23 protein-coding genes and 1 riboswitch are annotated in these 23,951 nt (G+C 66.6%); of the genes, 15 read left to right on the forward strand and 8 right to left on the reverse strand.

Annotation, left to right across the window (positions count from 1 at the left end; all coding sequences use genetic code 11):
- The first annotated feature begins 55 nt into the window (after positions 1–55).
- Both PFY01_RS11015 and PFY01_RS11020 read left to right on the forward strand, forming a co-directional pair.
- Complete coding sequence (locus PFY01_RS11015) at positions 56–1,552, forward strand: sensor histidine kinase (RefSeq protein WP_271041300.1); 1,497 nt, start codon at positions 56–58, stop codon at positions 1,550–1,552.
- Entirely contained in the window at positions 1,549–1,926 is a 378-nt protein-coding gene (locus PFY01_RS11020; protein ID WP_271041301.1) for a response regulator, read from the forward strand. The genes PFY01_RS11015 and PFY01_RS11020 overlap by 4 nt, the downstream gene beginning before the upstream one ends.
- Here PFY01_RS11020 and hutI read toward each other — a convergent pair.
- Genes hutI through PFY01_RS11035 form a run of 3 tightly spaced genes read right to left on the reverse strand, consistent with a single transcriptional unit; the run spans position 1,923 to position 5,223 of the window.
- Positions 1,923–3,128, reverse strand: a complete 1,206-nt coding sequence (gene hutI / locus PFY01_RS11025) for an imidazolonepropionase (RefSeq protein ID WP_271041302.1) — start codon at positions 3,126–3,128, stop codon at positions 1,923–1,925. The genes PFY01_RS11020 and hutI overlap by 4 nt on opposite strands.
- Positions 3,128–3,850, reverse strand: a complete 723-nt coding sequence (gene hutC, locus PFY01_RS11030) for a histidine utilization repressor (RefSeq protein ID WP_271041303.1) — start codon at positions 3,848–3,850, stop codon at positions 3,128–3,130. Before hutC ends, hutI begins: the two co-directional genes overlap by 1 nt.
- Positions 3,847–5,223 (reverse strand): formimidoylglutamate deiminase, encoded by a 1,377-nt coding sequence (locus tag PFY01_RS11035; RefSeq protein WP_271041304.1) that lies wholly within the window; start codon positions 5,221–5,223, stop codon positions 3,847–3,849. The genes hutC and PFY01_RS11035 overlap by 4 nt, the downstream gene beginning before the upstream one ends.
- Before the next feature lie 77 nt (positions 5,224–5,300).
- Between PFY01_RS11035 and hutG the strand changes: the two genes are divergently transcribed.
- From hutG to hutH, 3 genes are read left to right on the forward strand one after another with little or no spacing between them, the layout of a single operon-like run.
- The gene (gene hutG / locus PFY01_RS11040) at positions 5,301–6,119 is read left to right on the forward strand and encodes an N-formylglutamate deformylase (RefSeq protein WP_271041305.1); all 819 of its coding nucleotides are present in this window, start codon (positions 5,301–5,303) and stop codon (positions 6,117–6,119) included.
- Positions 6,116–7,780 (forward strand): urocanate hydratase, encoded by a 1,665-nt coding sequence (hutU, locus tag PFY01_RS11045; protein WP_271041306.1) that lies wholly within the window; start codon positions 6,116–6,118, stop codon positions 7,778–7,780. The genes hutG and hutU overlap by 4 nt, the downstream gene beginning before the upstream one ends.
- A gap of 3 nt (positions 7,781–7,783) precedes the next feature.
- On the forward strand, positions 7,784–9,313 hold the full coding sequence (gene hutH / locus PFY01_RS11050) for a histidine ammonia-lyase (protein ID WP_271041307.1): 1,530 nt from the start codon (positions 7,784–7,786) through the stop codon (positions 9,311–9,313).
- A 6-nt stretch (positions 9,314–9,319) separates the two neighbouring features.
- Here hutH and PFY01_RS11055 read toward each other — a convergent pair whose 3' ends face one another.
- Both PFY01_RS11055 and PFY01_RS11060 read right to left on the reverse strand, forming a co-directional pair.
- The gene (locus tag PFY01_RS11055; RefSeq protein WP_066551658.1) at positions 9,320–9,892 is read right to left on the reverse strand and encodes a manganese efflux pump MntP family protein; all 573 of its coding nucleotides are present in this window, start codon (positions 9,890–9,892) and stop codon (positions 9,320–9,322) included.
- Positions 9,880–10,063: riboswitch (yybP-ykoY riboswitch) on the reverse strand. It overlaps the preceding gene by 13 nt.
- A gap of 7 nt (positions 10,064–10,070) precedes the next feature.
- Positions 10,071–12,005 (reverse strand): PPC domain-containing protein, encoded by a 1,935-nt coding sequence (locus PFY01_RS11060; protein WP_271041308.1) that lies wholly within the window; start codon positions 12,003–12,005, stop codon positions 10,071–10,073.
- Positions 12,006–12,097: 92 nt separating this feature from the next.
- On the opposite strand from PFY01_RS11060, the gene PFY01_RS11065 reads away from it, so the two are divergent.
- The 5 genes from PFY01_RS11065 to PFY01_RS11085 all read left to right on the forward strand — a co-directional run bounded on the left by PFY01_RS11065 (position 12,098) and on the right by PFY01_RS11085 (position 16,074).
- Positions 12,098–13,021 (forward strand): bifunctional methylenetetrahydrofolate dehydrogenase/methenyltetrahydrofolate cyclohydrolase, encoded by a 924-nt coding sequence (locus PFY01_RS11065; protein WP_271041309.1) that lies wholly within the window; start codon positions 12,098–12,100, stop codon positions 13,019–13,021.
- A 61-nt stretch (positions 13,022–13,082) separates the two neighbouring features.
- Positions 13,083–13,766 carry a LemA family protein gene (locus tag PFY01_RS11070; protein ID WP_271041310.1) on the forward strand — a complete coding sequence of 228 codons (684 nt, stop codon included), beginning with the start codon at positions 13,083–13,085 and terminating at the stop codon, positions 13,764–13,766.
- Positions 13,763–14,587 (forward strand): TPM domain-containing protein, encoded by an 825-nt coding sequence (locus tag PFY01_RS11075; RefSeq protein ID WP_271041311.1) that lies wholly within the window; start codon positions 13,763–13,765, stop codon positions 14,585–14,587. The genes PFY01_RS11070 and PFY01_RS11075 overlap by 4 nt, the downstream gene beginning before the upstream one ends.
- Positions 14,587–15,264 carry a TPM domain-containing protein gene (locus PFY01_RS11080; RefSeq protein ID WP_271041312.1) on the forward strand — a complete coding sequence of 226 codons (678 nt, stop codon included), beginning with the start codon at positions 14,587–14,589 and terminating at the stop codon, positions 15,262–15,264. The genes PFY01_RS11075 and PFY01_RS11080 overlap by 1 nt, the downstream gene beginning before the upstream one ends.
- Positions 15,265–15,336: 72 nt before the next feature.
- Positions 15,337–16,074, forward strand: coding sequence for an endonuclease/exonuclease/phosphatase family protein (locus tag PFY01_RS11085; RefSeq protein ID WP_271041313.1), 738 nt, complete (start codon positions 15,337–15,339; stop codon positions 16,072–16,074).
- Here the strand turns inward: PFY01_RS11085 and PFY01_RS11090 are convergent.
- Entirely contained in the window at positions 16,059–17,537 is a 1,479-nt protein-coding gene (locus tag PFY01_RS11090; protein ID WP_271041314.1) for a phospholipase D-like domain-containing protein, read from the reverse strand. The genes PFY01_RS11085 and PFY01_RS11090 overlap by 16 nt on opposite strands.
- A 157-nt stretch (positions 17,538–17,694) precedes the next feature.
- On the opposite strand from PFY01_RS11090, the gene PFY01_RS11095 reads away from it, so the two are divergent.
- From PFY01_RS11095 to pip, 5 genes are all read left to right on the forward strand, one after another.
- A complete protein-coding gene (locus PFY01_RS11095; RefSeq protein WP_184278405.1) occupies positions 17,695–17,877 on the forward strand; it encodes a hypothetical protein in 183 nt (60 codons plus the stop codon).
- Positions 17,878–18,014: 137 nt separating this feature from the next.
- The gene (locus PFY01_RS11100; protein WP_271041315.1) at positions 18,015–20,597 is read left to right on the forward strand and encodes a tipN; all 2,583 of its coding nucleotides are present in this window, start codon (positions 18,015–18,017) and stop codon (positions 20,595–20,597) included.
- Positions 20,598–20,669: 72 nt separating this feature from the next.
- Positions 20,670–21,275, forward strand: coding sequence for a hypothetical protein (locus PFY01_RS11105; protein ID WP_271041316.1), 606 nt, complete (start codon positions 20,670–20,672; stop codon positions 21,273–21,275).
- Positions 21,276–21,323: 48 nt separating this feature from the next.
- Positions 21,324–21,686: a DUF423 domain-containing protein gene (locus PFY01_RS11110; protein WP_271041317.1), complete on the forward strand. Its 363-nt coding sequence runs from the start codon at positions 21,324–21,326 to the stop codon at positions 21,684–21,686.
- Between the two features lie 26 nt (positions 21,687–21,712).
- Complete coding sequence (gene pip, locus PFY01_RS11115; RefSeq protein WP_271041318.1) at positions 21,713–22,693, forward strand: prolyl aminopeptidase; 981 nt, start codon at positions 21,713–21,715, stop codon at positions 22,691–22,693.
- A 48-nt stretch (positions 22,694–22,741) separates the two neighbouring features.
- Here pip and PFY01_RS11120 read toward each other — a convergent pair whose 3' ends face one another.
- Positions 22,742–23,140, reverse strand: coding sequence for a DoxX family protein (locus PFY01_RS11120; RefSeq protein WP_271041319.1), 399 nt, complete (start codon positions 23,138–23,140; stop codon positions 22,742–22,744).
- 72 nt (positions 23,141–23,212) lie between these two features.
- Complete coding sequence (locus PFY01_RS11125) at positions 23,213–23,911, reverse strand: pirin family protein (RefSeq protein ID WP_271041320.1); 699 nt, start codon at positions 23,909–23,911, stop codon at positions 23,213–23,215.
- Between the last annotated feature and the right edge of the window lie 40 nt (positions 23,912–23,951).

A 23,951-nucleotide genomic window follows, 5' to 3' on the forward strand; every position in this document is an offset into this window, starting at 1 on the left:
ATTTCAATGTGGCGCGTTATCGCCAAGCTGTGCGGGGTAGGCGTTGAACGAAACAGTGAAATCAAGCGACCTGACCGTCGATCTGGGCGCGGCCTTCGAGGCATCGCCCAATCCTTACGTGCTGATCACGCCTGACCTACGCATCGCCGAGGTCAACCAGGCCTATATGGATGTGACCGGAGCCAAGCGCAGCGATGTGCTGGGTCAGCCTCTCTTTGCTGCCTTTGACTCCGGCCCCGGATCCGATGCCCCTGAGAATGTTCGACAGGTCCGCGCCTCGCTTGAAAAAGCGCGAGACACACGACAACGCGATCATCTCGCCGTGGTGCGCTTTTCGATGCCTCGAGTGCTGGCTGACGGCACCGAAGGTTTTGAGGAACGCCTCTGGAGCGCCACCCATACGCCCATCCTGAACGCCGACGGCGAAGTGGTCATGCTGCTTCAGCACACCACGGATGTGACGGATCTGGCACCCGTCATCCGCCCGGATGAGCCGACCACCGCGCTGGACGCCATTGTCGGCGGCTCGGTCCTGCGTCGCGCCCAGTCGGTGCAGGAGGACAATCGTCGACTGGAGACCGAGCGCAATCGTCTCGTCGAAATGTTCATGCAGGCGCCCGGCTTCGTCGCCATCCTGTCCGGGCCGGACCACCGGTTCCAGATGCACAACGACGCCTACAGCCAGCTGATCGGCCACAGGGATATCGCCGGCAAGCCGGTCAGACAGGCCCTGCCGGAACTGGAAGGCCAAGGCTTCTACGAGTTTCTCGACAGCGTCTTCGCCACAGGCGAACCCTATGAAGGCCGCGAAAGCGCGGCCCAGCTCCAGCGCAAGCCCGACGGGCTGCTCGAAACCGTCTATCTCAACTTCATCTATCAGCCGATCCGCGACGACGCGGGCGCGGTCGTGGGCATCTTCGTTCAGGGCCACGACATCACCGAAAACGTCCTGGCCGCGCAGCGTCAGAAGCTGATGATCGACGAACTGAACCACCGCGTGAAGAACACCCTGGCCACGGTCCAATCCATCGCCATTCAGACGGCCCGCTCCAACACCGATCCGGCCAGCTTCGCCGAGACCTTCCAGTCCCGGATCATGGCGCTGTCACACACCCATAATCTGCTGACGCAAAGCCATTGGGAGGGCGCCGACCTGCGCGCCATGTTGGAGCATGAGACTGAAGCTTACGGGCCGACCCGCATAAGCCTGAATGGCCCGCCGGTGTCGCTGGAGCCCGCCGTCGTCCTGTCTCTGGGCATGATCTTCCATGAGCTTGCGACGAATGCCGCCAAATACGGAGCGCTGCACACGCCGGACGGTCGCATCCTCATCGACTGGGGTCTGGCGGATCAGCGCGACCGCAAACTGAAGCTGAGCTGGCGCGAAATCGGCGGCCCCAAAGTTACGGTTCCGGACAGAAGAGGCTTCGGTAGCCGTTTGATAGAACGAAACATTCGACATGATCTGGCGGGCGAGATCGATCTGGTCTACGCCCCCGATGGATTGATCGCGGAACTGACGGTTCCACTGGACAGGACGGCCGCACAATGACTCAACCTCTGACCGGTCGCCGTGTCCTTGTGGTCGAGGACGAGTCGCTCGTCGCCATGCTTCTGGAAACGATTCTGGAAGACATGGAATGCGTGCCGATCGGTCCCGCCTCCAATGTGGATGACGGTCAAAAGCTGGCTCGGGACACGGAAAATCTCGACGCCGCCTTGCTGGATGTGAACGTCGCCGGCCGTCAGGTCTTTCCCGTCGCCGAGGCGTTGAAGGAACGCGGCGTGCCGTTCGTCTTTTCAACCGGCTATGGCGAAGGCGGTCTGCCCGACGAATGGCGCGGCCAACCCACGATCCAGAAGCCCTTCACTGAAGCCGCCATCCGCGACGCCCTGATGAAGGCCATGGGTGTCGCCGGCGTTTAGAAACCTGCTTCAGTGCTGTTATAAAGAAGCGGCTTGCCGACCCAATAGCAAAGCTCGGCTGGCCGCGAGATGTCCCAGACGGCGAGGTCGGCAGCCTTGCCCAGTTCCACAGTGCCGATTTCGTCCAGCAGGTCCAGCGCCCTCGCCGCCTCCCGCGTTGCGCCGGCCAAGGCTTCTTCCGGCGTCAGACGGAACTGGACGCAAACCAGATTGAGCGCAGTGGTCATCGAAGCGACGGGCGAGGTGCCCGGATTGCAGTCGGTGGCGACGGCCATACGCACGCCGTGGCGGCGCAGGAGATCGACGGGCGGGGCCTTGGTCTCGCGCAGCATCAAATAGGCGCCCGGCAACAGGACGGCGACCACGCCCGCGGCGGCCATGGCGGCGACGCCTTCCTCGGTCGCATGTTCGATGTGATCGGCGGACAGAGCCTGATAGCGCGCCGCCAAGGCCGCACCGCCGCCGTTCGACAACTGGTCGGCGTGCAGCTTGACCGCAAGGCCGAGGGCGCGCGCCCTGTCGAAGAGACGCGACACTTCTGCAGTGGAGAAGGCGATGGGCTCGCAATAGGCGTCGACCGCATCGACTAGGCCCTCGGCATGGGCGGCGGGCAGGATCTCGTCGATGGCCAGATCAACATAGGCGGCCCGGTCGTCGCGATATTCAGGCGGCACGGCATGCAGACCCAGATAGCTGGTGCGGACACGCACCCCGCCCTCGCGCCCGATCCTGCGCGCGACGCGCAGCATCTTCAGCTCCGTCTCAAGGTCGAGACCATAGCCGGACTTGATCTCGACGGTGCTGACTCCGGTGGCCTTCAGCCCCGCCAACCGCGTCATGGCGGAGGCGAACAGGTCATCTTCCGACGCGGCGCGCGTGGCCTTCACCGACGAGACGATGCCGCCGCCGGCCCGCGCGATCTCTTCATAGGTCGCGCCGACCAGCCGCTGTTCGAACTCGGCCGAACGGTCGCCGCCGAACACTAGGTGGGTGTGGCAGTCGATCAGGCCAGGCGTGATCCATCGCCCGTCCAGCCGCACGGTTTGAGCCGCCTCCACAGCCTGCAGGTCAGCGCGTGGCCCCACCCAGGCGATGCGGCCATCGGCGACGACCACGGCGGCGTCATGGATGGCGCCATAAGGGACCGGTCCCTCGGCCATGGTGGCGACATGGCAATCGATCAGCAGACGATCGGCCTTCATCAGCGAGGCTCCTTTGCTAAAACGGGTGAATGGGCTGACGAGAAGCGCGCCATCAGATCGTAGCGGTCGCCGGGAAAAATCTGCCACACCCGCGTGACCCCCTGTCCGTCCCGCCATGTCCGGCGTTCGACGCACAGGCAGGCGGCGCCGGGCTTGAGTTCCAGTAGGCGTGCGGCGCGGGCATCGGCCGCGATCGCTGAAATGCGGTTCTCAGCCTCGGTCCAGGGCGCCGAGTCCAGCAGCCAGCTTCCCGGCGGAACCGTATGAAAATCGACGTCTATGGCTTGAGGCGCCGCGCCGAGCGCGATGAGCCTGTGTTCCAAAGCCAGGGGCGCGCCGTCGGCGCTGTGCAGACAGGTCAGGTCCAGCAGAAGACCACCGGATGCCAGTTCGATTTCGTCCTCACCGTCCGGCTTGCGTGCGATCCGCTCCAGCAGGACATAGCCGTAAGCCTGCCCGCGCTCGATCACCTCGGCCCGCAGGTCGGGAATAGCCAGGACGGCGGCGTGGGCCTTGGGTTGGGCGACGAAGGTGCCGGCGCGACGTCGGCGCGTCACCAGCCCCCGCCCCGCCAGTTCCGAAATGGCCTTGGACACCGTCATGCGCGAACAGTCGTAGCGTTCGGTCAGCTCATGCTCGAACGGAATGCGGTCGCCGGGCGATAGCGCGCCGGACAGGATAAGCCCCTCAAGATCGGCATAGATGCGGCGATGCAGGCTCACCCCAACACCGCCGACAAGGCCTTGCGATAGCGCGCCTCGATGCCGTCCCGCGCGATATGGCGGCCGTCTTTCACGACCTCCCGCCCCGCGCGCCACACCGAACGGATCGAGCCCGCCGGCGCGCCGAAGATCCAGCTGTCGAGCACCGCATCGCCCGACCGTCCCGCAAAGGCGACGCCGCTCGTATCCAGCGACACGATGTCCGCCGACGCCCCGACGCTCAGACCCGACGCCGCGCCCGTCGCCTGGACGCCGCCCGCCAGCGCGCGATCGAACAAGGCGCGGCCCGTCGAACGTTCAGGGTCCGCCATGACGGCGCGACCGCGCAGCGCCAGCCGCTGGCTGTACTCCAGCATTCGCAGTTCCTCGGCGACGCCGATCTGCACGTTGGAATCGGTCCCGATGCCGAACCGCCCGCCGGCGCGCGTGAAATCGACCGCCGGGAAGACGCCGTCGCCCAGATTGACCTCGGTGATCGGGCACAGGCCGACGACGGCGTCGCGCGCGACGACGCCGCGCCACTCGGCCTCAGTCACATGCGTGGAATGTATCAGGCACCAACGCGGATCGATCGGCGCATTGGCCAGGAGCCATTCGACCGGCCGCGCGCCCGACCAGGCCAGGCAGTCCGTGACCTCCTTGGTCTGTTCCGCCACATGGATATGGATCGGCCCATCGCCCGCCAGCGAAGGCATGGCCGTCAGTTCATCCGGACTGACCGCGCGCAGGCTGTGCGGCGCGACCCCGACCACGGCGTCGGGCAGATCGGCGGTCAGGGCCCGGCATCGCGCGACCAGATCGGCAAACCCGTCCAGATTGTTGATGAAACGCCGCTGTCCATGCGCCGGCGGCTGTCCGCCGAACCCGGCATGGGCGTAGAAAACCGGCAGCAGGGTTAGGGCGATGCCCGTCGCCTGCGCCGCCGCTACGATCTGCGCGGCGATCTCGGCTCGGTCCAAATAGGCCGCGCCCGACGGGTCGTTGTGCAGATAATGGAACTCGGCGACGCGGGTGAAGCCGCCCTCCAGCATTTCCATGAACGCTAGGGCGGTGATGGCCTCGATCTCTTCCGGACCGCCTCGATCCAGAAAGCGGTACATCAGCTCGCGCCACGTCCAGAAGTCGTCGTCCGAAGGCCCTCTAGCCTCGGTAAGGCCCGCCATGGCGCGCTGAAAGGCGTGGCTGTGGACATTGGCGACGCTCGGCAAGGCGATACCGCCCCCTGCGTCCACCGGGCTGCGCGCAACGTCTGTTTCCAGACTGACGATCCGCCCGCCAGCCACGCCGATCCTCACGTCGTGTGCCCAGCCGTCCGGCAAAAGGGCCGCCCCGAACCAGAGGGTGCGATCCACAGGCTGCGGCGGAAGGGTCACTGGACAGGTCCATGTCATTGCGATCAATATGTCTAGACATACCACGATGGATCGATTTGGCGAGGGAGGCCGAACGGATGCAGGACTGGCTGACCATCCACGAAGGTTCGGCCCCGCTGGTGATCGGCCTGCCGCATACGGGTACCGACATTCCGGCCGCCATCAAGGCGCGGATGACCTCACCCTGGCTGGCCCGCAAGGACGCGGACTGGTGGGTAGATCGGCTGTACGACTTCGCGATCGACATGGGCGCAACCTTGGTGCGCACGGGCGTGTCGCGCAGTGTCATCGATGTGAATCGCGATCCGTCAGGCGTCTCCCTCTATCCCGGTATGACCACGACCGGCCTGTGCCCGACCGAGACCTTCGACGGGGAGCCGTTATATCGCGCAGGTCAGGAGCCCGACGCGGCCGAGATCGCCGAGCGACGCGCGACGTGGTTCGATCCCTATCACGCCGCCCTGCAAGCCCAGCTGGATCGACTGCGCAGGTCCGGTCCGGTCGTCCTCTACGACGCCCATTCGATCCGATCTGTCGTGCCGCGCCTGTTCGAAGGCGAACTGCCTCAGTTCAGTATTGGCGACAACGACGGCGCCACCTGCGCCGGTGAGCTGACGCAGGCTGTCGACAAAGCCTGTGCGATCAGCGGCGACAGTGTCGTCGTCAACGGCCGCTTCAAGGGCGGCTGGACCACGCGCCACTACGGCCGTCCCGAGGCCGGTCTTCACGCCATCCAGATGGAACTGGCTGACCGGGGCTACATCCTCGATCCCGCCGGCCCGGTGTCGCCGAACAACTGGCCCAGCCGCTATGAGCCGGACCGCGCCGAGCCGATGCGCGGCCATCTGCGCCGCATCCTGACCGCCTGCATCGCCTTCGCCGAGAGCCAACGATGAACACGCCCAACGCTCGGATCGTCCGCAGCCCGCGCGGACCGAAAAAGACCGCCAAGACCTGGGCCGCCGAGGCGGCCATGCGCATGCTGATGAACAACCTCGATCCCGAGGTTGCCGAGCGGCCTCAGGACCTCGTCGTCTATGGCGGCATCGGCAAGGCGGCCCGGGATTGGGCGGCGTTCGACAGGATTGTCGAGGCCCTGCAGGCGCTCGAGGCCGATGAAACCCTGCTGGTGCAATCGGGCAAGCCGGTCGGCGTCTTCCGCACGCATGCGGACGCCCCGCGCGTGCTGATCGCCAACTCCAACCTGGTGCCGAAATGGGCGACCTGGGAGCATTTCAACGCACTCGATCGCAAGGGTCTGATGATGTACGGCCAGATGACGGCTGGATCATGGATATACATCGGCACCCAGGGCATTGTTCAGGGCACCTATGAGACCTTCATGGAGGCCGGTCGCCAGCACTACGGCGGCGACTGGTCGGGCAAGTGGATCCTGACCGCGGGCCTGGGCGGAATGGGCGGGGCCCAGCCCCTGGCCGCGACAATGGCCGGTGCTTCCTGCATCACGATCGAATGCCAACGCAGCCGCATCGAGGTCCGCCTGCGGACACGCTACGTCGACGTCATGGCCGAAACCCTGGACGAGGCCCTGGCGCTGCTGGAGCAATCGTTCCGGCACAAAAAACCCTTGTCGATCGGCTTGTTGGGCAATGCAGCCGATCTGTTGCCTGAAATGGTTCGCCGCGGCGTGCGGCCCGATCTGGTCACCGACCAGACCAGCGCGCACGATCTGATCAACGGCTATCTCCCCTCGGGCTGGACCGTCGCGGAGTGGGAAGACAAACGCGTCAGCGATCCCGACAGCGTCGCCGCCGCTGCGCGCGCCTCCATCGTCGCTCATGTGAAGGCCATGCTGGACTTTCAGGCGATGGGCGTGCCGACCACCGACTACGGCAACAACATCCGTCAGGTCGCCTTCGACGCGGGCGTGACGAATGCTTTCGACTTCCCCGGCTTCGTGCCCGCCTACATCCGCACACTGTTCTGTCGGGGGATCGGTCCGTTCCGCTGGGCGGCCCTCACCGGCGATCCGGAAGACATCAAAAAAACAGATGCGGCGATGAAGCGCCTGTTCCCCGAGAACGCGGGTCTGCATCGCTGGCTTGGCATGGCGGGCGAGCGCATTGCCTTTCAAGGGCTTCCGGCCCGTATCTGCTGGATCGGATTGGGTGATCGACACCGCGCCGGTCTGATGTTCAACGACATGGTGGCGTCGGGCGAACTGTCCGGCCCCATTGTGATCGGCCGCGATCATCTGGACAGCGGCTCGGTCGCCAGCCCGAACCGCGAGACCGAGGCCATGGAGGACGGATCGGACGCCGTGTCCGACTGGCCGCTGCTGAACGCTCTGTTGAACACGGCCTCTGGCGCCAGCTGGGTGTCGCTGCACCACGGCGGCGGCGTCGGCATGGGCTATTCTCAGCACTCGGGCGTCGTCATCGTCGCCGACGGCACGCCGGAGGCCGCCCAACGGCTTGAGCGAGTGCTGTGGAACGACCCCGCGACGGGCGTCATGCGTCACGCCGACGCCGGCTATGAGATCGCCCGCGCGGCCGCGCGCGAGCACGAACTGAACCTTCCGAGCCTGAAGGCCTGAGCCATGACCGCGATCACCCTCGGCCAATCGCCTCTCACCTTGGCGCAGCTTCGTGCGGTGCTGGAGGGGGCCGCTACCGTCTCATTGACGCCCACCGCCTGGACCAATGTGGACAGGGGCGCAGCGACCATCGCCGCCATCGTGGCCGAGGGGCGCACCGTCTATGGCGTCAACACCGGCTTCGGTCTGCTGGCCAACACCTCCATCGCGCCTGAAGATCTGGAAACGCTGCAGCGTAATCTGGTCCTCAGCCACGCCTGCGGGGTCGGGCCGCTACTGCCGGATGCGGTGACGCGTCTTCTGATGGTGCTGAAGATCGCCAGTCTGTCGCGCGGCGCCTCGGGCGTTCGGCGCGAAACGCTGGAGGCCCTGATCGCCCTGGTAAACGCGGACATCCTGCCCTGCATTCCGTCGAAGGGATCGGTGGGCGCCTCGGGCGACCTGGCGCCCCTGGCTCATATGTCCTGCGTCCTGATCGGCGTGGGCGAGGCGCGGCTGAACGGCGAAACCTTGGAGGCCGAAGCGGCTCTGGCGAAGGTCGGCCTTACGCCTCTGACGCTGGGCCCGAAGGAAGGCCTGGCCCTGCTGAACGGCACCCAGTGTTCGACGGCGCTGGCCCTTGCCGGTCTGTTCGCGGCCGAGGCGGCGTTCGCCGCCGGAATCGCTGCCGGAGCCTTGTCGGTCGATGCGCTGAAAGGTTCCGACGCACCCTTCGATCATCGCATCCACGCCCTGCGCGGCCAACCGGGCCAGATCGCCGTCGCCGCCCGCCTGCGCGAGTTGATGGCCGGCTCCGCCATCCGCGACAGTCACCGCGACGACTGCACCAAGGTACAGGACCCCTACTCCCTGCGCTGCCAGCCCCAGGTCATGGGCGCAGTCCTTGATGTGCTGACCAGCGCCGCCGCCACGCTGGCGCGTGAAGCCAACGCCGTGACCGACAATCCGCTGGTCTTCATCGAGGATGGCGACGTGATCTCGGGCGGAAACTTCCACGCCGAACCCGTTGCTTTCGCTGCCGATCAGATCGCCATGGCTCTGTGCGAGATCGGCAATATTTCGGAACGTCGCACCTCGATCCTGGTCGATCCCAAGATGAGCGAACTGCCGGCCTTCCTGGTCAAGGAAAGCGGGCTGAACTCCGGTTTCATGATCGCCCAGGTGACGGCGGCCGCCCTGATCGCCGAGAACCGCATGGTCGCCCATCCATGCAGCGTGGACACCGTGCCGACCAGCGCCAATCAGGAAGACCACGTCAGCATGGCCACTCACGGCGCGCGGCGCCTGCTGGACATGGCCGAGAACACGGCGACTGTCGTCGGCATCGAGCTTCTAGCGGCGGCGCAGGGGCTGGAATTCCATCGGCCGCTCACCAGCTCGCCGGCGCTGGAACAGGTTTTCGCCATCGTGCGAGAAGCCGCCGCCCCCTATGCCAGCGACCACTATTTCGCTCCGGACATCGCTCGCGCGACCGACGCCGTGCGCGCGGGTCGGTACCGGATCTTTGCGGCGGACCTGCTACCCTCGGCCTGATCCGGCTCAGCCGCCGAGAACACCCAGGTGTTCCAGCAGGATGGCCGTGCCCAGACCGATGAGGGCCACGCCGCCGATGATCTCGGCCGTCTTGCCGAAGCGCGTGCCCACGGCCTTGCCGATCAGCATGCCGATGGTGGTCAACACGAAGGTGGTGAAGCCGATCGAGGCGGCGATCACCCAGATATTGGCTCCGATGAAGGCCAGCCCCACGCCGACGGCCGCAGCGTCGATGCTGGTGCCGACCGCCGTCGCCACGAGCGCCCAGGGGCCGGACCGGCGCGGCGCCTCATCTTCGTCCGCGCCGCGAGGTTGAACGCCTTCCCAGATCATCTTGCCGCCGACGATCAGCAGCAGGGTGAAGGCGATCCAGTGATCCACCTTTTCGACCAGCCCGGCGGCGATGATGCCCAGTCCCCAGCCGATCAGGGGCGTGATCGCCTCGATCACGCCGAAGACCAGACCGGCCTTGACGGCGTCCTTGACGGCGGGTCGATGCGACGCCCCGCGTCCGACGGCGGCCGCAAAGGCGTCCGTGGACATGCTGAGCGAAAGAATGGCGATGGCGCCTGGGGTCATGAAACAGCACTCGACCGGACGCGTGACAGCGGTCCTGCACCGGCCGGTCGCGGCGTCAGGACACGCTGGTCTCGCTAGGCGGTGATTCCGCTGATCGCGCCACGCGCCGAAACGCGAGTATGTTGACGCGATCCCGACGACGAACGCCGGAAGCTACTCCCCAACAGGAGGCGGCTCTCTACACGCCGCTTCGCGCGCTTGGCAACCTCGCAGGTCGATCAGCCGCCCGACTTAGGAGCCATGACGGCGCATCATCACGCGCCGAGGCCGATGCGCCCGCCGGTTGGCGCTCGACCGTCAGGGCGTAGGCGCCCATCTGATTGGGTCCATAGGCGCGAGCGCGCACGACATACCAGCCGTCGTCCGGCGCGGTCCAATCCAGCTTGGCGTGCGCGTCGGACAGGCTGTCGTCATCTGTGGCCAGGCTGGTGAAATCGCCGTCTTCGTCTTCCTTGCCCAGGTCGATGAAGGAGTCGAAGGCGTTCGAAACCATCGTCAGACGCAGCTTCTCGTCCTTCTTGGCCTGGAAGCGGTAGGCGTCGAAAAAGGCGCCTTCGTCGCTGAGCGCGGCGCTGTTCGACAGGGTTCCGCGCACGGTCGACCCGATCAGCAGGCTGCCGGGCTTGGGCTCTGGCCCGCGATCCAGCAGTTCCAGCGAATAAAGGCCCTTGCCCTCCGCATCCAGCGGCATGGCGCGGACCACATAGTTCCCGGCCGAAGGCAGGGTGAAGTTCAGCCGCGAATCCGTGCCCTCGGCCAGGCCGTCGTCATCGCTGGCCAGGGCCTCGAACTCACCGTCGGCCTTGCCGATCTCCAGATAGGCGTCGAAGTCGCCGGACCGCAGGATCGCCTGGACACGCTGACCTTCCGTTCCAGCAAAGACATAGGCGTCATAGCGTTTGCCATCGTCGCCCTGGGGGTCCTCGTCGGTGATCTCGCCCTCCACGGTTTGACCCAAAGTCGCCGTGGTCGGCGGCGGCGGCGGCGCGGTTTCGGTCAGCTTCAGCGTATAGTCGCCCTCGGCCTCGTCGCTGAATCCCCGCGCCTCGATGATGTAGTCGCCGTCGGCGTCCAAGGTGCGCGCGATGCGGGCGTCGGTGCCCGAGCCGGCGCCGTCATCATCCTCCGCAAGGACGGTATCGTCCGAAGCACGGCGAAGCGTCAGATAGGCGTCGAAGTCGCTCGACTTCATCTCGATGGCGACGCGCTGGCCGTTCGTTCCGGTAAAGCGATAGGTTTCCGCGCGCTGGCCACCGTCGTTCGTGGCGCTGTCCGAGCCCAGTTCACCCTTGATCTCGTCACCGATCGCGATGGGCTTTGACGGCGGCGCGGGCGGCGCCTCTGCCAGGCCCAGTTCGTAACGACCCAGCCCGTCTTCCAGCGACGTGGCCCGGATCACGTATTCGCCGGCCGTCGGCGCCGTGAAGGTCAGGCGTGAATTCAGCCCGCCGCCGGGCGCATCGTCGTTCGAGCTGATCTCGATGAAATCGGGACCGTTCATCCGCCCTACCCGCACCAGAGGATCGAAGGCCTCGGAGTCCAGCGTCACGACAAACCGATCGCCGGCATTGGCGCGGAAGGCGTAGGCGTCATAGCGGCCGCCGTCCTCCTGCTCTGGATCGCGGGCCGTAAGTTCGCCGCTCTGGGTCGCCCCAACGCGAATGCCGCCGGGTCGCGGCGCACGCGGCGGCGCCGGGCGTTCCTGCAACGACAGACGATAGTCGCCGCCGTCCAGTCCGCTCAACGTCCGGGCCCTCAGAACATAGGTCCCCGCCTGGTCAGGCGTGAACCGCAGCCGCGCATTGGTGCCGTCCCCCAACCCGTCGTCGTCGGACGCCAGCGGCTCGCCCGCTGCGCCGTCGTCGTAGACTTCCAGATAGGCGTCGAAAGCGTCCGATCTCAGCGTAGCTTCCAGCCGCTGCCCCGCCCGCGCCTCGAACCGATAGTCGTCGTAGCGATATTCGTCATCCGCCGCCTTGGCGTCGCCGTCCGTCAGGGCGCCGTTCACATTGGCGCCGATGCGCAACGGCTGCGCGTCTTGGGCCACGGCCGGCGCGACCGCCCACAAGAGGGCCAGGGCGCTGACAGCGGCGGCGAGCGACGGACGGTTCATGAATTCCTCCAGCATAGGCTGCAGATCATAGACGCCGAACCGTGACGGCTGTAAATCGCCGCCATCCTGATTTCCCGCCAGACGGAGCTGCCATGTCGGCCCAATCCACGCCTGCGACCCTGATCGACGGCAAGGCCTTCTCGGCCGCCCTGGTGGAACGCGTCGGCGCGGCCGTCGCCCGGCTGGAGGCCGCGCACGGCGTCAAACCCGGCTTGACGGTCGTCATCGTCGGCGAGGATCCGGCCAGCCAGATTTACGTCCGCAACAAGGGTGAGACGACGCTGCGCGCCGGCATGCGCTCCGACACCCACCGCCTGGCCGAATCGACAGGCCAGGACGAACTGCTGGCCCTGATCGCTCAGCTGAATGCGGATGCGGGCATCCACGGCATCCTGGTCCAACTGCCCCTGCCCGCCCACATCGACGCAACGGTGGTTCTGGACGCCATTTCGCCGGACAAGGATGTGGACGGCTTTCATGTCGTCAACGCCGGTCGTCTGGCCGTCGGCCTGCCGGGTCTGGTCCCCTGCACCCCCCTGGGCTGTCTGATGCTGCTGAAGGATCGGCTCGGCGATCTGTCGGGCCTGAACGCCGTCATCGTCGGCCGTTCCAACATCGTCGGCAAACCAATGGCGCAACTGCTGCTGGCCGAAAGCTGCACAGTCACCATCGCCCACTCGCGCACGCGGGATTTGCCCGAGGTCTGCCGCCGCGCCGACATTCTGGTCGCCGCCGTCGGTCGGCCCGAGATGATCAAGGGAGACTGGATCAAACCGGGCGCGACCGTCATCGACGTGGGCATCAACCGCGTTCCCACGGACGATCCCGTCAAGGCCGCCGAGGGCAAGACCCGCGTTGTCGGCGATGTCGCTTTCAAGGAGGCGGTCGAGGTCGCCGGCCGCATCACGCCGGTGCCGGGCGGCGTCGGCCCCATGACCATCGCCTGTTTGTTGGCCAACACCTATTCGGCCGCCTGCCGCCTCAACAATATCCAACCGGAGCCATTGGACGCTTGATGCATTCATTGGGCCGGTGAATAGTCCCGCTGAACGGCGCTATCGCCGAACGGGAGATGTCATGGTCCGCCTCAATGCCCGCGCCGTCGCTCTGACCGGTGCTCTGATGATCGTCCCCGCCGTGGCGGGCTGCGGCTACAACACCATTCCGACCAAGCAGGAACGCGCGGAGGCGGCCTGGGCCGGTGTGCAGAGCCAGTATCAGCGCCGCGCCGACCTGATTCCAAACCTGGTCGCGACCGTTCAAGGCGCCGCGATCCAGGAACGCACCACTCTGACCGACGTGATCAACGCCCGCGCTCGCGCCACCTCGGTCAACGTCTCGGCCGACGACCTCGATAATCCGCAGGCCTTCCAGCAGTATCAGGAAGCACAGGGCCAGTTGTCCGGCGCCCTGTCGCGCCTGCTGGTGACGGTCGAAGCCTATCCGCAACTTCAGGCCAACCAAAACTTCCTGACCCTGCAGTCCCAACTGGAAGGCACCGAGAACCGCATTCAGATCGCGCGCCGCGACTACAATGAGGCCGTGCGCGACTACAACACGACCTTGCGCACCTTCCCGCAGGTGATCTGGGCCAAGACCCTGCACGGCGGGTCGCAGCCGATGCAGTTGTTCACCGCCACCGCCGCCGCCCAGTCGGCGCCGCAAGTCAACTTCAACCTGAACGCCCCGCCCGCCAACGCCTCGGCGCCCGGCGGCGGCGCACCGGCCGTGGCGCCGGGCGCGATCCCGCCCGCCCAGTGACGACCATCCAAGCGGCGGCGCGGCGTTCGCCGGGAGTCGCCGCCCTCCTTTTCAGCCTTGTCATCGCCTTGCTGCTGGTTCTGCCGGCGACGGCGCAGAGCAAGATCGACTTCCCGCCCCTGACCGGCCGCGTGGTCGATCAGGCCAATCTGCTCGATCCGGCGACGGAACAGGCCCTGACCGAAAAGCTGGCGGCGCTGGAAGCCAGTTCGACCGACCAGTTGGTCGTCGTGACGGTCAACAGTCTTCAGGATCAGGAGATCGAGGACTACGGCTATCAGCTGGGTCGCGCCTGGGGCATCGGTCAGAAGGAGAACGATAACGGCGCCTTGCTGATCGTCGCACCGAATGAACGCAAGGTCCGCGTGGAGGTCGGCTATGGGCTGGAGCCCATTCTGACCGACGCCTTCTCGTCCCAGGTCATTCGCAACGACATCCTACCGTCGTTTCGAGACGGCGATTACCAGGCGGGCGTGATCAAGGGCGTCGACGCCCTCATAGCTCAGTTGTCGCTCGACCCGGCGGAGGCGCAGGCGCGCGCCCAGGCCGCCGCGGCCGAGCAAGCCGACACCAAAGGCGAATCCATCATTCCGCTGGTCATCATCGCCGGGCTTTTCCTGTTCATCTTCTTGATCGCCATGCGGTCCGGACGCGGACGACGCAGCAATGTCAGCTCAGTCCTGTTGTGGGCGGCGTCAGAGGCTCTGCGGAACTCCGGCAAAGGCGGCGGCGGTTGGGGCGGTGGCGGCGGCTTTGGCGGTGGCGGGTTCGGCGGTGGCGGCGGCAGTTTCGGCGGCGGCGGCGCGTCGGGGGGATGGTGATGCAGATCACGGACAACGACCGCGCCCGCATCGCCGAAGCCATAGCGGCGGCCGAGCGTCAGACGTCGGGTGAAATCTTCTGCGTCGTCGCGCGTCGTGTCTCGACCTATGTGGACGTCAGCCTGGCCTGGGCGGCGGCGATGGCGCTTTTGGCCCCGATCGTCTTCGTTCCGTTCGTGCTAGATCTTCGCTGGCCCAGCGATGGCTGGGAGGCGGCCCACCAGGCCGCGCAAGAGGCCACGACGGCGCAGGCCTTGGGCCTTTATGCCCTGTCGCAGGCCGTCGTCTTCGTTGCTGTCTTTCTAATGACCCGTATCCCAGCCGTGCGCCGTCTCGTGACGCCCGCCGGCGTCAGGCGCGGCCGCGTCAGGGAGGCGGCCCTGCATCAGTTCATGGCCCAAGGCGTCCATGTCACGCAGGAGCGCACGGGCGTGCTGATCTTCGCGGCGATGGACGAGCATCAGGTCGAACTAATCGCCGATGAGGGCATCTACGCCAAGGTCGATGAGGACGCCTGGGCTCAGGCCGTCGCCGTCCTGACCCGCGAACTGCGCGCCGACCGCCCCGTCGGTGGTTTCGCGGCCGCCATCGGTCTGTGCGGCGAGGTTCTGGCCCGCCACTTTCCACCGCGCGCCGACAATCGCAATGAGTTGCCCGATCATCTGATCCTGCTCTGATCGTCGCATCGGGGTCGCATTCGCGGGCCAGAAGGCCTAGCCCACGGTCAACGTTCAAACAGCCGCCAGTTCATGCCTCGCCTTCTTACCTACAATGTCCACCGCTGCGTCGGCACGGATCGCCGTCTGGATGTCGGCCGGATCGTCGCCGTCATTGCCGAATTCGAGCCGGACATCGTCTGCCTGCAGGAACTGGACGTGGGCCGCGCGCGCACGGGCGGGGTCGATCAGGCCGAGGCGATCGCCGACGGTCTGGCCATGACCTCGCGTTTCCATCCAGCGATGCGGGTCGAGGCGGAACAGTACGGCGACGCCATCCTGACCCCGCATCCCGAACGGCTGATCCGCGCCGGCGCCTTGCCGACGGTGAGCGGCATTCCGGGCCTGGAACCGCGCGGCGCGATCTGGTCGGAAATCGAGATCGACGGCACGGCCGTCAACGTCATGAACACCCACCTGGGTCTGGTTCCGCGCGAGCAGCGGCTTCAGGCCGCGGCTCTGGCCGGATCCGGCTGGATCGGCGGATGCGAGGGACCGATCCTGCTGGCCGGCGATTTCAACGCCACTTCGATCACACGCCCCTATCAGACCCTATGCCGCACCCTGCAGGACTGCCAGCGTCAGTTGGGCCAGAAGCCCAGCGTAAAGACCTTCCCGTCGGCCTTCCCCGCCATTCGCATCGACCACTGTTTCGTCAGCCCGCATATCCGCATCCGCGCGGTACGATCCGCCTTCTCGCCCCTGGCCCGCGTCGCCTCGGACCACCTGCCGCTGATCGTCGATTTCGAGGTCGTTCAACCCGGCGCGTGACCGCCCTCGGACGCTGGTCGCGTGCGTTGCGAACGGTTCAGACGCTTCCAAGGCCGCCAGGCGTCGCTGGACGACGTCGGGTCGCCCAACTGCCATTCGGCGAACATCCGCTGGATACGCGTCGGCGGCTCCGAGCCCAGCGGCTTCAGCCGATCGGTTTCGAAGTTGCAGATCGCCTGCCCCACCGAGCCGAAGACGCCCTCGACCGCCGCATAGTCTTCCGTCGCAACGCCCAGCCAGTGAGCAATCGTCCGGTGACGGTGCGCCGTGATGAAGGCCCGACCGGCCGCATCGACAGGCTCGGCGGCGATGTCGCATTCTGTATCTAGGCCCATCGACCGGTTGTTCAGATTGGTGGACCCGATCCGCAGAAGCCGATCATCGATAATCGTCACCTTGGCATGGACGATGATCCGGTCGCCGTCGGCGGTCAGCGGGGCGAAGGCGAAAAAGCGGTTGTATTTGTCCGCCTGCTCCAGCCGGTGCAGCACCTCGGCCCGGGCCGTGTCCATGGTCATGCTGTCGAACCAGCTCGGGCTCTTGGCGGTCGAGATGACGATGACTTGCGGTCCATCCACCTCGGCCAGTCGTTCGGCCAGCGCGGCGGCGATGACCGGCGAGGTGAAATACTGGTTTTCGATATAGATCAACCGCTTGGCGCGCCGGATGGATTCCAGGTGCAAGGCCTCGCTCTCGCGCACCTCCTGCCGCCCCGACCATTTCGGCTCGGTGCGGGCGATGCCGACGGGCACGTCCGTCATCTGCACCGGCACGCCATCGGGCCAGGGATCGTCCTCGACGTCGTCCGCGATGGTGCGCTCCCAGGTCGCCTTGAACCAGCGTTCGCGCGCCAGATCGCCCAGCGCCCGCGCCGCAGGGCCGTCCATCACGCTCATCACCTCGTGACGCGCCTTGCAGATCAGGCCGCTGGGGAGGGCGCGGCGCGGGTCGCCGTCCAGATGTTCGTCGGAATCCCAGCGATCGGTCGAGATGTCGCCGCCGCCGCAGAAGGCCACCTTGTCGTCGATGACAACCACCTTCTGGTGATGACAGGCGCCGATAGGGCCGGGGGAATCGAGCCGGAACTCCACCATCCGCTTACGGAACCAGCGCTGCGCCTTGTGCGGATAGAAGCCTTGCGACGCGGCGATCAGCAGCGGCGATTTCCAGATGAGCAGTCGCACATCAAGGTCCGGCTTCTTCTTGACCAGCATCCGCAGTTGGCGACCGATCTCGGCCGATTTGTCGCCGGGCCGCGTCTCCGGATCCAGATGAGTGCGTGGATCGAACTGCCATCCCAGCAGCACGATGGAGCGTTGGGCCTTGTGAATCGCAGACGAGAGGGCGTCGAAATAGGCCTCGTTTTCCATCAGCACCGAAAAACGGTGCGCGACGGCGGACGTCCACAGGGCGGGGCCCGGTTCCAGCAGGCTGCCTTCGTAACTGTCGCCGGCTAAAGTCATGCGACCTATCTGTCTGATTCGCGTGACATGGTGTCGAAGCGCCTGCATCCTCCGTTCCACGCGCGTGTCCTTCGGTCAATCTTTCAGGGCGGGATTGTGACGTTCGCCGATTTGGCGCATAAGGAGCGTAGCCATACAGGCTGCGAGGGAGGGTAGAATGCAGGCGCTTGTCGAACTGATCGCTGGCTTCATCGCCCTGCTGGCCGCCGCCGTCCTGACGCAGTTCGGCGTCGACACCCACAACCCCAACCACGGCGACCGCGAAGTGCGTCGTGTGGTGGAGTGTCGTGACACCGGCTCCAACACCACGCTGCTTTCCGAATCCAAGCGCGACTGCTGAACGCTGCGGCGCTTTGCGCTGCATGACGCGGTTCATCGACAGGTTGCGGGCTTGAGTCGGTTTCGTCCGCATCGATCATGCTCTAGGGTTTCCTCGGCGCTGTCGGACGCCCGCGTAGAGATCGAGTTTTTGAGCTTATGAAGTCTCCCAAACGGCCGCCGCTGAAGCTGACCGACGACGAGGCCGTCGCGCCGGCTGATCTTTCGTCCTCAGATGAAATGCCGGTCGAGGAGGCGACAACGTCGCTCGACCCGATCTCCGAGCCTAATTTCGAGATCGTGCAGCCGACGTTTGAGCCCCCGATGTCGGAGCGTCGTCGCCGTCGCCTGCTGGAAGAGCAACGGCAGGCCGAGGAACGCGCCCTTGCCGCCGAACGGGGCGCCGCCCCCGTCAATGCGAAACCGACACCAGAGACTCCTGTCGACATGGCCGTCGCCGCCGGTCAGCCGCCCGCGCCGTTCGAGCTGTCCAAACCGCCGGCTGTGAAGACCGTTCAAGCCAAGGCCCAGCCCGAGCCGTCCGGGCGCCACGCCTATTTGATCGCAGGCGTCGCCTCCGCCCTGTGGATCGGCGGCGTCGCGTCCTGGGCCGCATATGAGTTCGGCGCCGGCGGGGCCGAACTGGACCCGCTGCGGATCGCCATCTACGCCCTGATCGCCCTGGCCCCTGCGGGCCTGGCCATCATGCTGGCCCATGCCGTCCGACAGGGCGCCGGTCTGGCCGCAGAGACGCGTCGCGCCCGCCAACTGGCCGAGGCCCTGGTGGCCCCGACAGCCCTGGCCGCCCAGCAGACCGGCGAGGTGCTTCAGTCGCTGCGCTCCGACATCGATCACGCCACTCTGGCGGCGGAACGCGCACGCAACGACATGGCCCTACTTCGAGAGGCGCTGGCCCAGGAGACAACGCGCCTGAACGAGGCGGCCGAGAACGCCGGCCGCACTGCGCGTCGTCTCACGGAAAACCTAGGCCGCGAGCGCGACCAGATGCAGACTCTGGGCATCCATCTGGATACGCAGGCGTCGGGCGTCATCGACGCTGTAGAGCGTCAGTCGCGAATGGTCGCCGACGCCTCTGATTTGGCTCAGGCGCAGCTTCGTGAAGCGGAGGCCGCCCTCGCCGCGCGCGCCGCCGACCTCGCCGCCGCCGCAGGCGAAGCCCAGGACGCCGCCCGCGTGGCGTCCGACGATCTGGCGCGCCAGACCATCCGACTTGAGAACGCCGGTTCGGGCGTCGCCGAGCAGATCCAGTCCGTCGAGGAAGGCCTCAGCCAGCAGCGCGCCGCCCTGGTCACCGCCGCCTACGCCCTGCGCACCGATCAGGAGGATTTTTCGGCCCAGGTCGAAAGCCAGCGCGCTCAACTGATCGAGCATCTCTCCGCCACGCGCAGCGCCGCGGGCGATCTGGATCGCACCACCCAGACCTCGGTCGAGTCCATGCGCGATCTGGTCGAGGCGGCCACCGACCAGTTCCGCGCTCTCGTCGACATGTCGCAACGCGAGGCCGACGGCTTCGACTCCGCCACCAAGCTCGCCCTCGACCGCTTCGAGGCCCTGGCGGCCGAGGCTCGCGACGCCCTCATGGAAGAGACACGCCGCGCTCTGGAGCAGATGCGCGCCACGGCCGAGGATTCTCGCGCCGCCGCCGCCGACGCCGCCGAACAGGCGCGTCTGCGCACCGACCGCCTGGGCGAATCCTTGTTCGACGCGGCCCAAAAGGCCGACACCGCCGCCGACGCCCGCATCGCCGACGCCCGCCGCATCGTCACCGAAACGTCCGGCTTGGTCGAAGAGACCGGCGAGCGGATGGTCAGCCGCCTGGAAACCCTGGTGGCACGTCTCAACAGCGCCTTGTCAGAAATCGACACCGCCGTCGCCGACATCGACGAGCGCGCTGCGCGCCTGCCTCAGGAAGCTCGCGCTCGCGCCGACGCCGTGCGCGCCACGGTCGAGGAAGGCCTGGCCTCCCTTTCCGCCGCCTCGCGCAAGGCGGCCGAGGACACCGAGGCGCTGGATGTCGGCTTCCAGGATCGCGTGCGCCGAAACTACGACATGCTGACCGAGGCCGTGCGTCTGATGGGCGTGGTGTCGGGCGATACGACGCCGGCGCGTCGTCGCGAGCCGGCCGCAGAGATCGAAGCCCGGCCCGAACCTCGTCCCGAGCGCCGGACCGATCGCCCAACGCCTCCTGCCACGCCGCCCGTCGAAGAGCGGCGATTCGGTCTACGCAGTCGCCTGCGGCTCGAGCCTGCAGAGACGCCCCCGCCGGCGACGGACAAGGGCCTGGATTGGAGCGATCTGATCGACGGCGACGACGACAACGAGGCGCCGCTGGAGTTGGACACGCCCTCCCCTTCGCCTGCCGAGGCCGAAGCCCTGTCCGACCGGGTCGCCGCCGCCATTCGGCGCATGGGGGTCGATCCCAACGCCCTTCTGCCTCGTTCTCGCGTCGAAGAGGCCGCCCGCGCCTTCAGCAATGGCGACCCCGACGCCGCGCGTCAGATCGTGCGTCGCGTCGCGCCGGCCGCTGTCCGCAGCGTGTCTCGCCGTGTCCTCAGCGACGCCGAACTGCGCGCCGACGCCGAACGCTATGTCCGCAACTTCGCGGTCATGCTGAACGCTTCCGCCCGCGCTGGAGACAGCGCAGCGGTTCAGTCCAGCCTGGCCTCGGACAGTGGTCGCGCCTTCATGTTGCTGGATGCGGCGGTCGGCGACCTGGGCTAAGACTTTTGCGGACTTGACGGCGTCCGGAAGTTACAGCCTCTTGCACGTCACCGAACTGTCATGGATGGGGCTATGGCTGGCACGATGAACCAAATCGACAGTCGTGCCAGTGGTGATCGCCGCCCTGGCATCATCATCTGCGCCTATGACGGCGACGATGACGGGTGGGATTTGGTCGAGGATCTGTCGGGCGAAATCTGGAGCCCCAGCGGGGCCCGCGCTGTGCCTATCGCCGCCGCCGATCCCGACGAACTGGCCTCGACCCTGGCCGCCCGTCTCGGCAGCGGGGAATGCCGGGCCGTCCTCCTGGTCGGACGCACGCAAAAGGGCGCAGGCTTCCGGGTCCAGATGCGCGCGGAAAACCGCACTCTCGACTACAAGCACCGCCTGTCCAGCACCGGGCCGGGCGTGGCCCGCACCACGGCGCCCGTCGCCGACATGGTTCGCGCCCTGACCGCAGCCGGGCTGCAAGCCGACGCCTCGTCCGACATCGAGGAGGACGCCGGCTCTTACCTGCTCTACCGCGTGCTCTCGGACCTTCCGGATGGGCCGCTGACGCCATCGATCGGCCTGCTACGCGCGCCCGCCCCCGCCAACGAAGCGGCGGTGCGCAAGGGCGTCAAGGCCGCCGCCTCGGCCATGGCCAGCCACCTGACGCCGCTGCCGCGCGCCGGTTAACCTTCCTGGGTCGCAGACATCGGCGAACTGGCGGTTTAGGGTTTCGAAATGACAGTGAGTCGCAACCTGATCATCTTCGCCGCATTGAGCGGCGCCTTGGCCGTGGCGCTGGGCGCCTTCGCCGCGCACGGCGCCGGGCCGCAGATTAAGACCCTGCTGACCACCGGCGCCCAATATCAGGTCGTCCATGCGGTCTTCGCCTTCACCTGCGCCCAATGGACCGGTGGCGGCGGGCTGGCGCGGCTTGCGGGCTGGCTCGGATCGATCGGCGGCCTGATCTTCTGCCTCGCCCTGGCGGCGATCGCGTTTCTCGGTGTGCCGGCGTTCGGCGCCGTGGCCCCGATCGGCGGCCTGTTGATGATCGCCGGCTGGCTCTGCCTGGCCTTTGCGGCCTTGCGTTCTCGCCCCTGATTCCCTCGTAGAAAGACCAAGCATCCATGGCCTTCCCCACGCCCGCCGAGCCGCGTCGTGTGCTCCACCCCGAGATCGAGGCCTATGCCTCGGGTTGGATGCCGACCGAAGGCGTGCATGAAATCTATTATGAGGAATCCGGCAATCCGCACGGCCTGCCGGTCCTGGTTCTGCACGGCGGGCCTGGCGGCGCGGTCAATCCGGGCATGCGCCGCTTCTTCGATCCCGCCGTCTATCGCATCATCATGTTCGACCAGCGCGGTTGCGGTCAGTCGCGGCCCCACGCCTCGCTGGACGACAACACGACTTGGACTTTGATCGACGATATTGAGCGTCTGCGCGCCCTGTGCGGCGTCGACAAATGGGTCGTGTTCGGCGGGTCCTGGGGTTCGACCCTGTCAATGGCCTATGCCATCACCCATCCTGAGCGGGTCATCGCGCTCTTGCTACGCGGCATCTTTCTGCTGACGAAGAAGGAGTTGCACTGGTTCTATCAGGACGGCGCCTCGATGATCTTCCCAGACGCCTGGGAACGCTTCATCGCCCCCATCCCCGAGGCCGAGCGCGGCGACCTTATGGCCGCCTATTACAAGCGGCTGATCGGCGATGACGTCGCCGAGCGCGAACGGTGCGCCGTCGCCTGGTCCAGTTGGGAGGGCGAAACTGTTAGCGTCGAGGGTCCCAACGCCCGCCCGGACAAGTTCGCCGAGCCCGACTTCGCCGTCGCCTTCGCGCGGATCGAGAACTGGTTCTTCACCAACGCCGGCTTCTTCGAGGAGGACGGATGGCTGCTGAAGAATGTGGACCGGATGCGGCATATCCCGTGCTGGATCGCGCAGGGCCGATTCGACGTGGTGACGCCGATTTCAGGCGCCTGGGCGCTGCATCGCGCCTGGCCCGAGGCCCATCTGGACATCGTCGGCGACGCCGGCCACGCCTCATCGGAACCGGGCATCGTCGACAGTCTGGTGCGCGCCGCTGACTGGGCCGCAAGCCTTAAGGCATGAAAAAGCCGCCGCGCAGGCCAGCGCGGCGGCCTTTCGATTCTGGAGAAATCAGAACCGCTTTGCGGTTCGATTGTCGATGCTCCACGCGCCTGGGCCGGCGGTGAAGATGTACAGGAAGATGAAGCAGTACAGGATGGCCGTGTCGCCGCCGTTCACCGCCGGATAGGGGCTGCTGGGGAAGTGGAACATCCAGTACGCCACAGCCATTTGGCCCGAGGCGATGAAGGCGGCCGGACGCGTGAACAGGCCCAGGATCAGCATCAGGCCCGTGATCAGCTCGATCACGCCGCCGATGCCGAACAACGACATCAGCTCTTGCTGACCGGGCTCGGCCCCGGCCGGAAAGCCGAAGACCTTGATGACGCCATGCGCCAGGAACAACAGGCCGGCGACGATCCTGAGCGCCGCCAAGGCGCGGGAAGACCAGCCATTCACTTGATTGAACATTCTCTTTCCTCGCCTTTTTGATGCGTTTGTTCACGGTCGGATCGGGCCCGACCGTGAAGCTTGATCCGAAAATCAGGCGGCGTCCACCAGCACGATCTCGGCGTCGGACAGCGCCTTGACCGTCACGACATCCTCCTGAGCGATGGCCGCGCCGTCGCGGGCGTTCAGCCGGACGCCGTTGACCTCGACCTCGCCCTTTGCCGGCACCAGATAGGCCCGCCGCGCAACGCCCAGCGGATAGTCGGCGCTGTCGCCCGCCTTCAGCGTCGCCGCCACGATCCGCGCATCGGTGCGGATCGGCAGGGCTTCCGTGTCGCCTTCGAAGCCCGAGGCCAGGACTACGAATTGGCCTGACCGCTCGCCCTTGGGGAAGGGCTTGGTGCCCCAACTCGGCGCATCCCCGCGTCGGGTCGGCTCGATCCAGATCTGGAAGATCCGCGTCAGGTCCGGCTCGGCGTTGTATTCGGCGTGCCGGATGCCGGTTCCGGCGCTCATCACCTGCACATCGCCCGCGACGGTGCGGCCCTTGTTGCCCAGACTATCCTCATGGGTGATGGCCCCGTCGCGGACATAGGTGATGATTTCCATGTCGGCGTGGGGATGCGGCGGGAAGCCCGTCCCGGCGGCGATCTCGTCGTCGTTCCAGACCCGAAGATTGCCCCAGCTCATCCGCTTGGGATCATAGTAGTTGGCGAAGGAGAAGTGGTGTTTGGCGTTCAGCCAGCCGTGGTTGGCGCCGCCGAGGGTTTCAAATGGTCTGCGCTCGATCATCGCACTCGTCCTTTCGCGTCGGAACTTTCCGACGCCTTTG

It is taken from the genome of Brevundimonas vesicularis (genome assembly GCF_027886425.1).
Taxonomy (GTDB): domain Bacteria; phylum Pseudomonadota; class Alphaproteobacteria; order Caulobacterales; family Caulobacteraceae; genus Brevundimonas; species Brevundimonas vesicularis_C.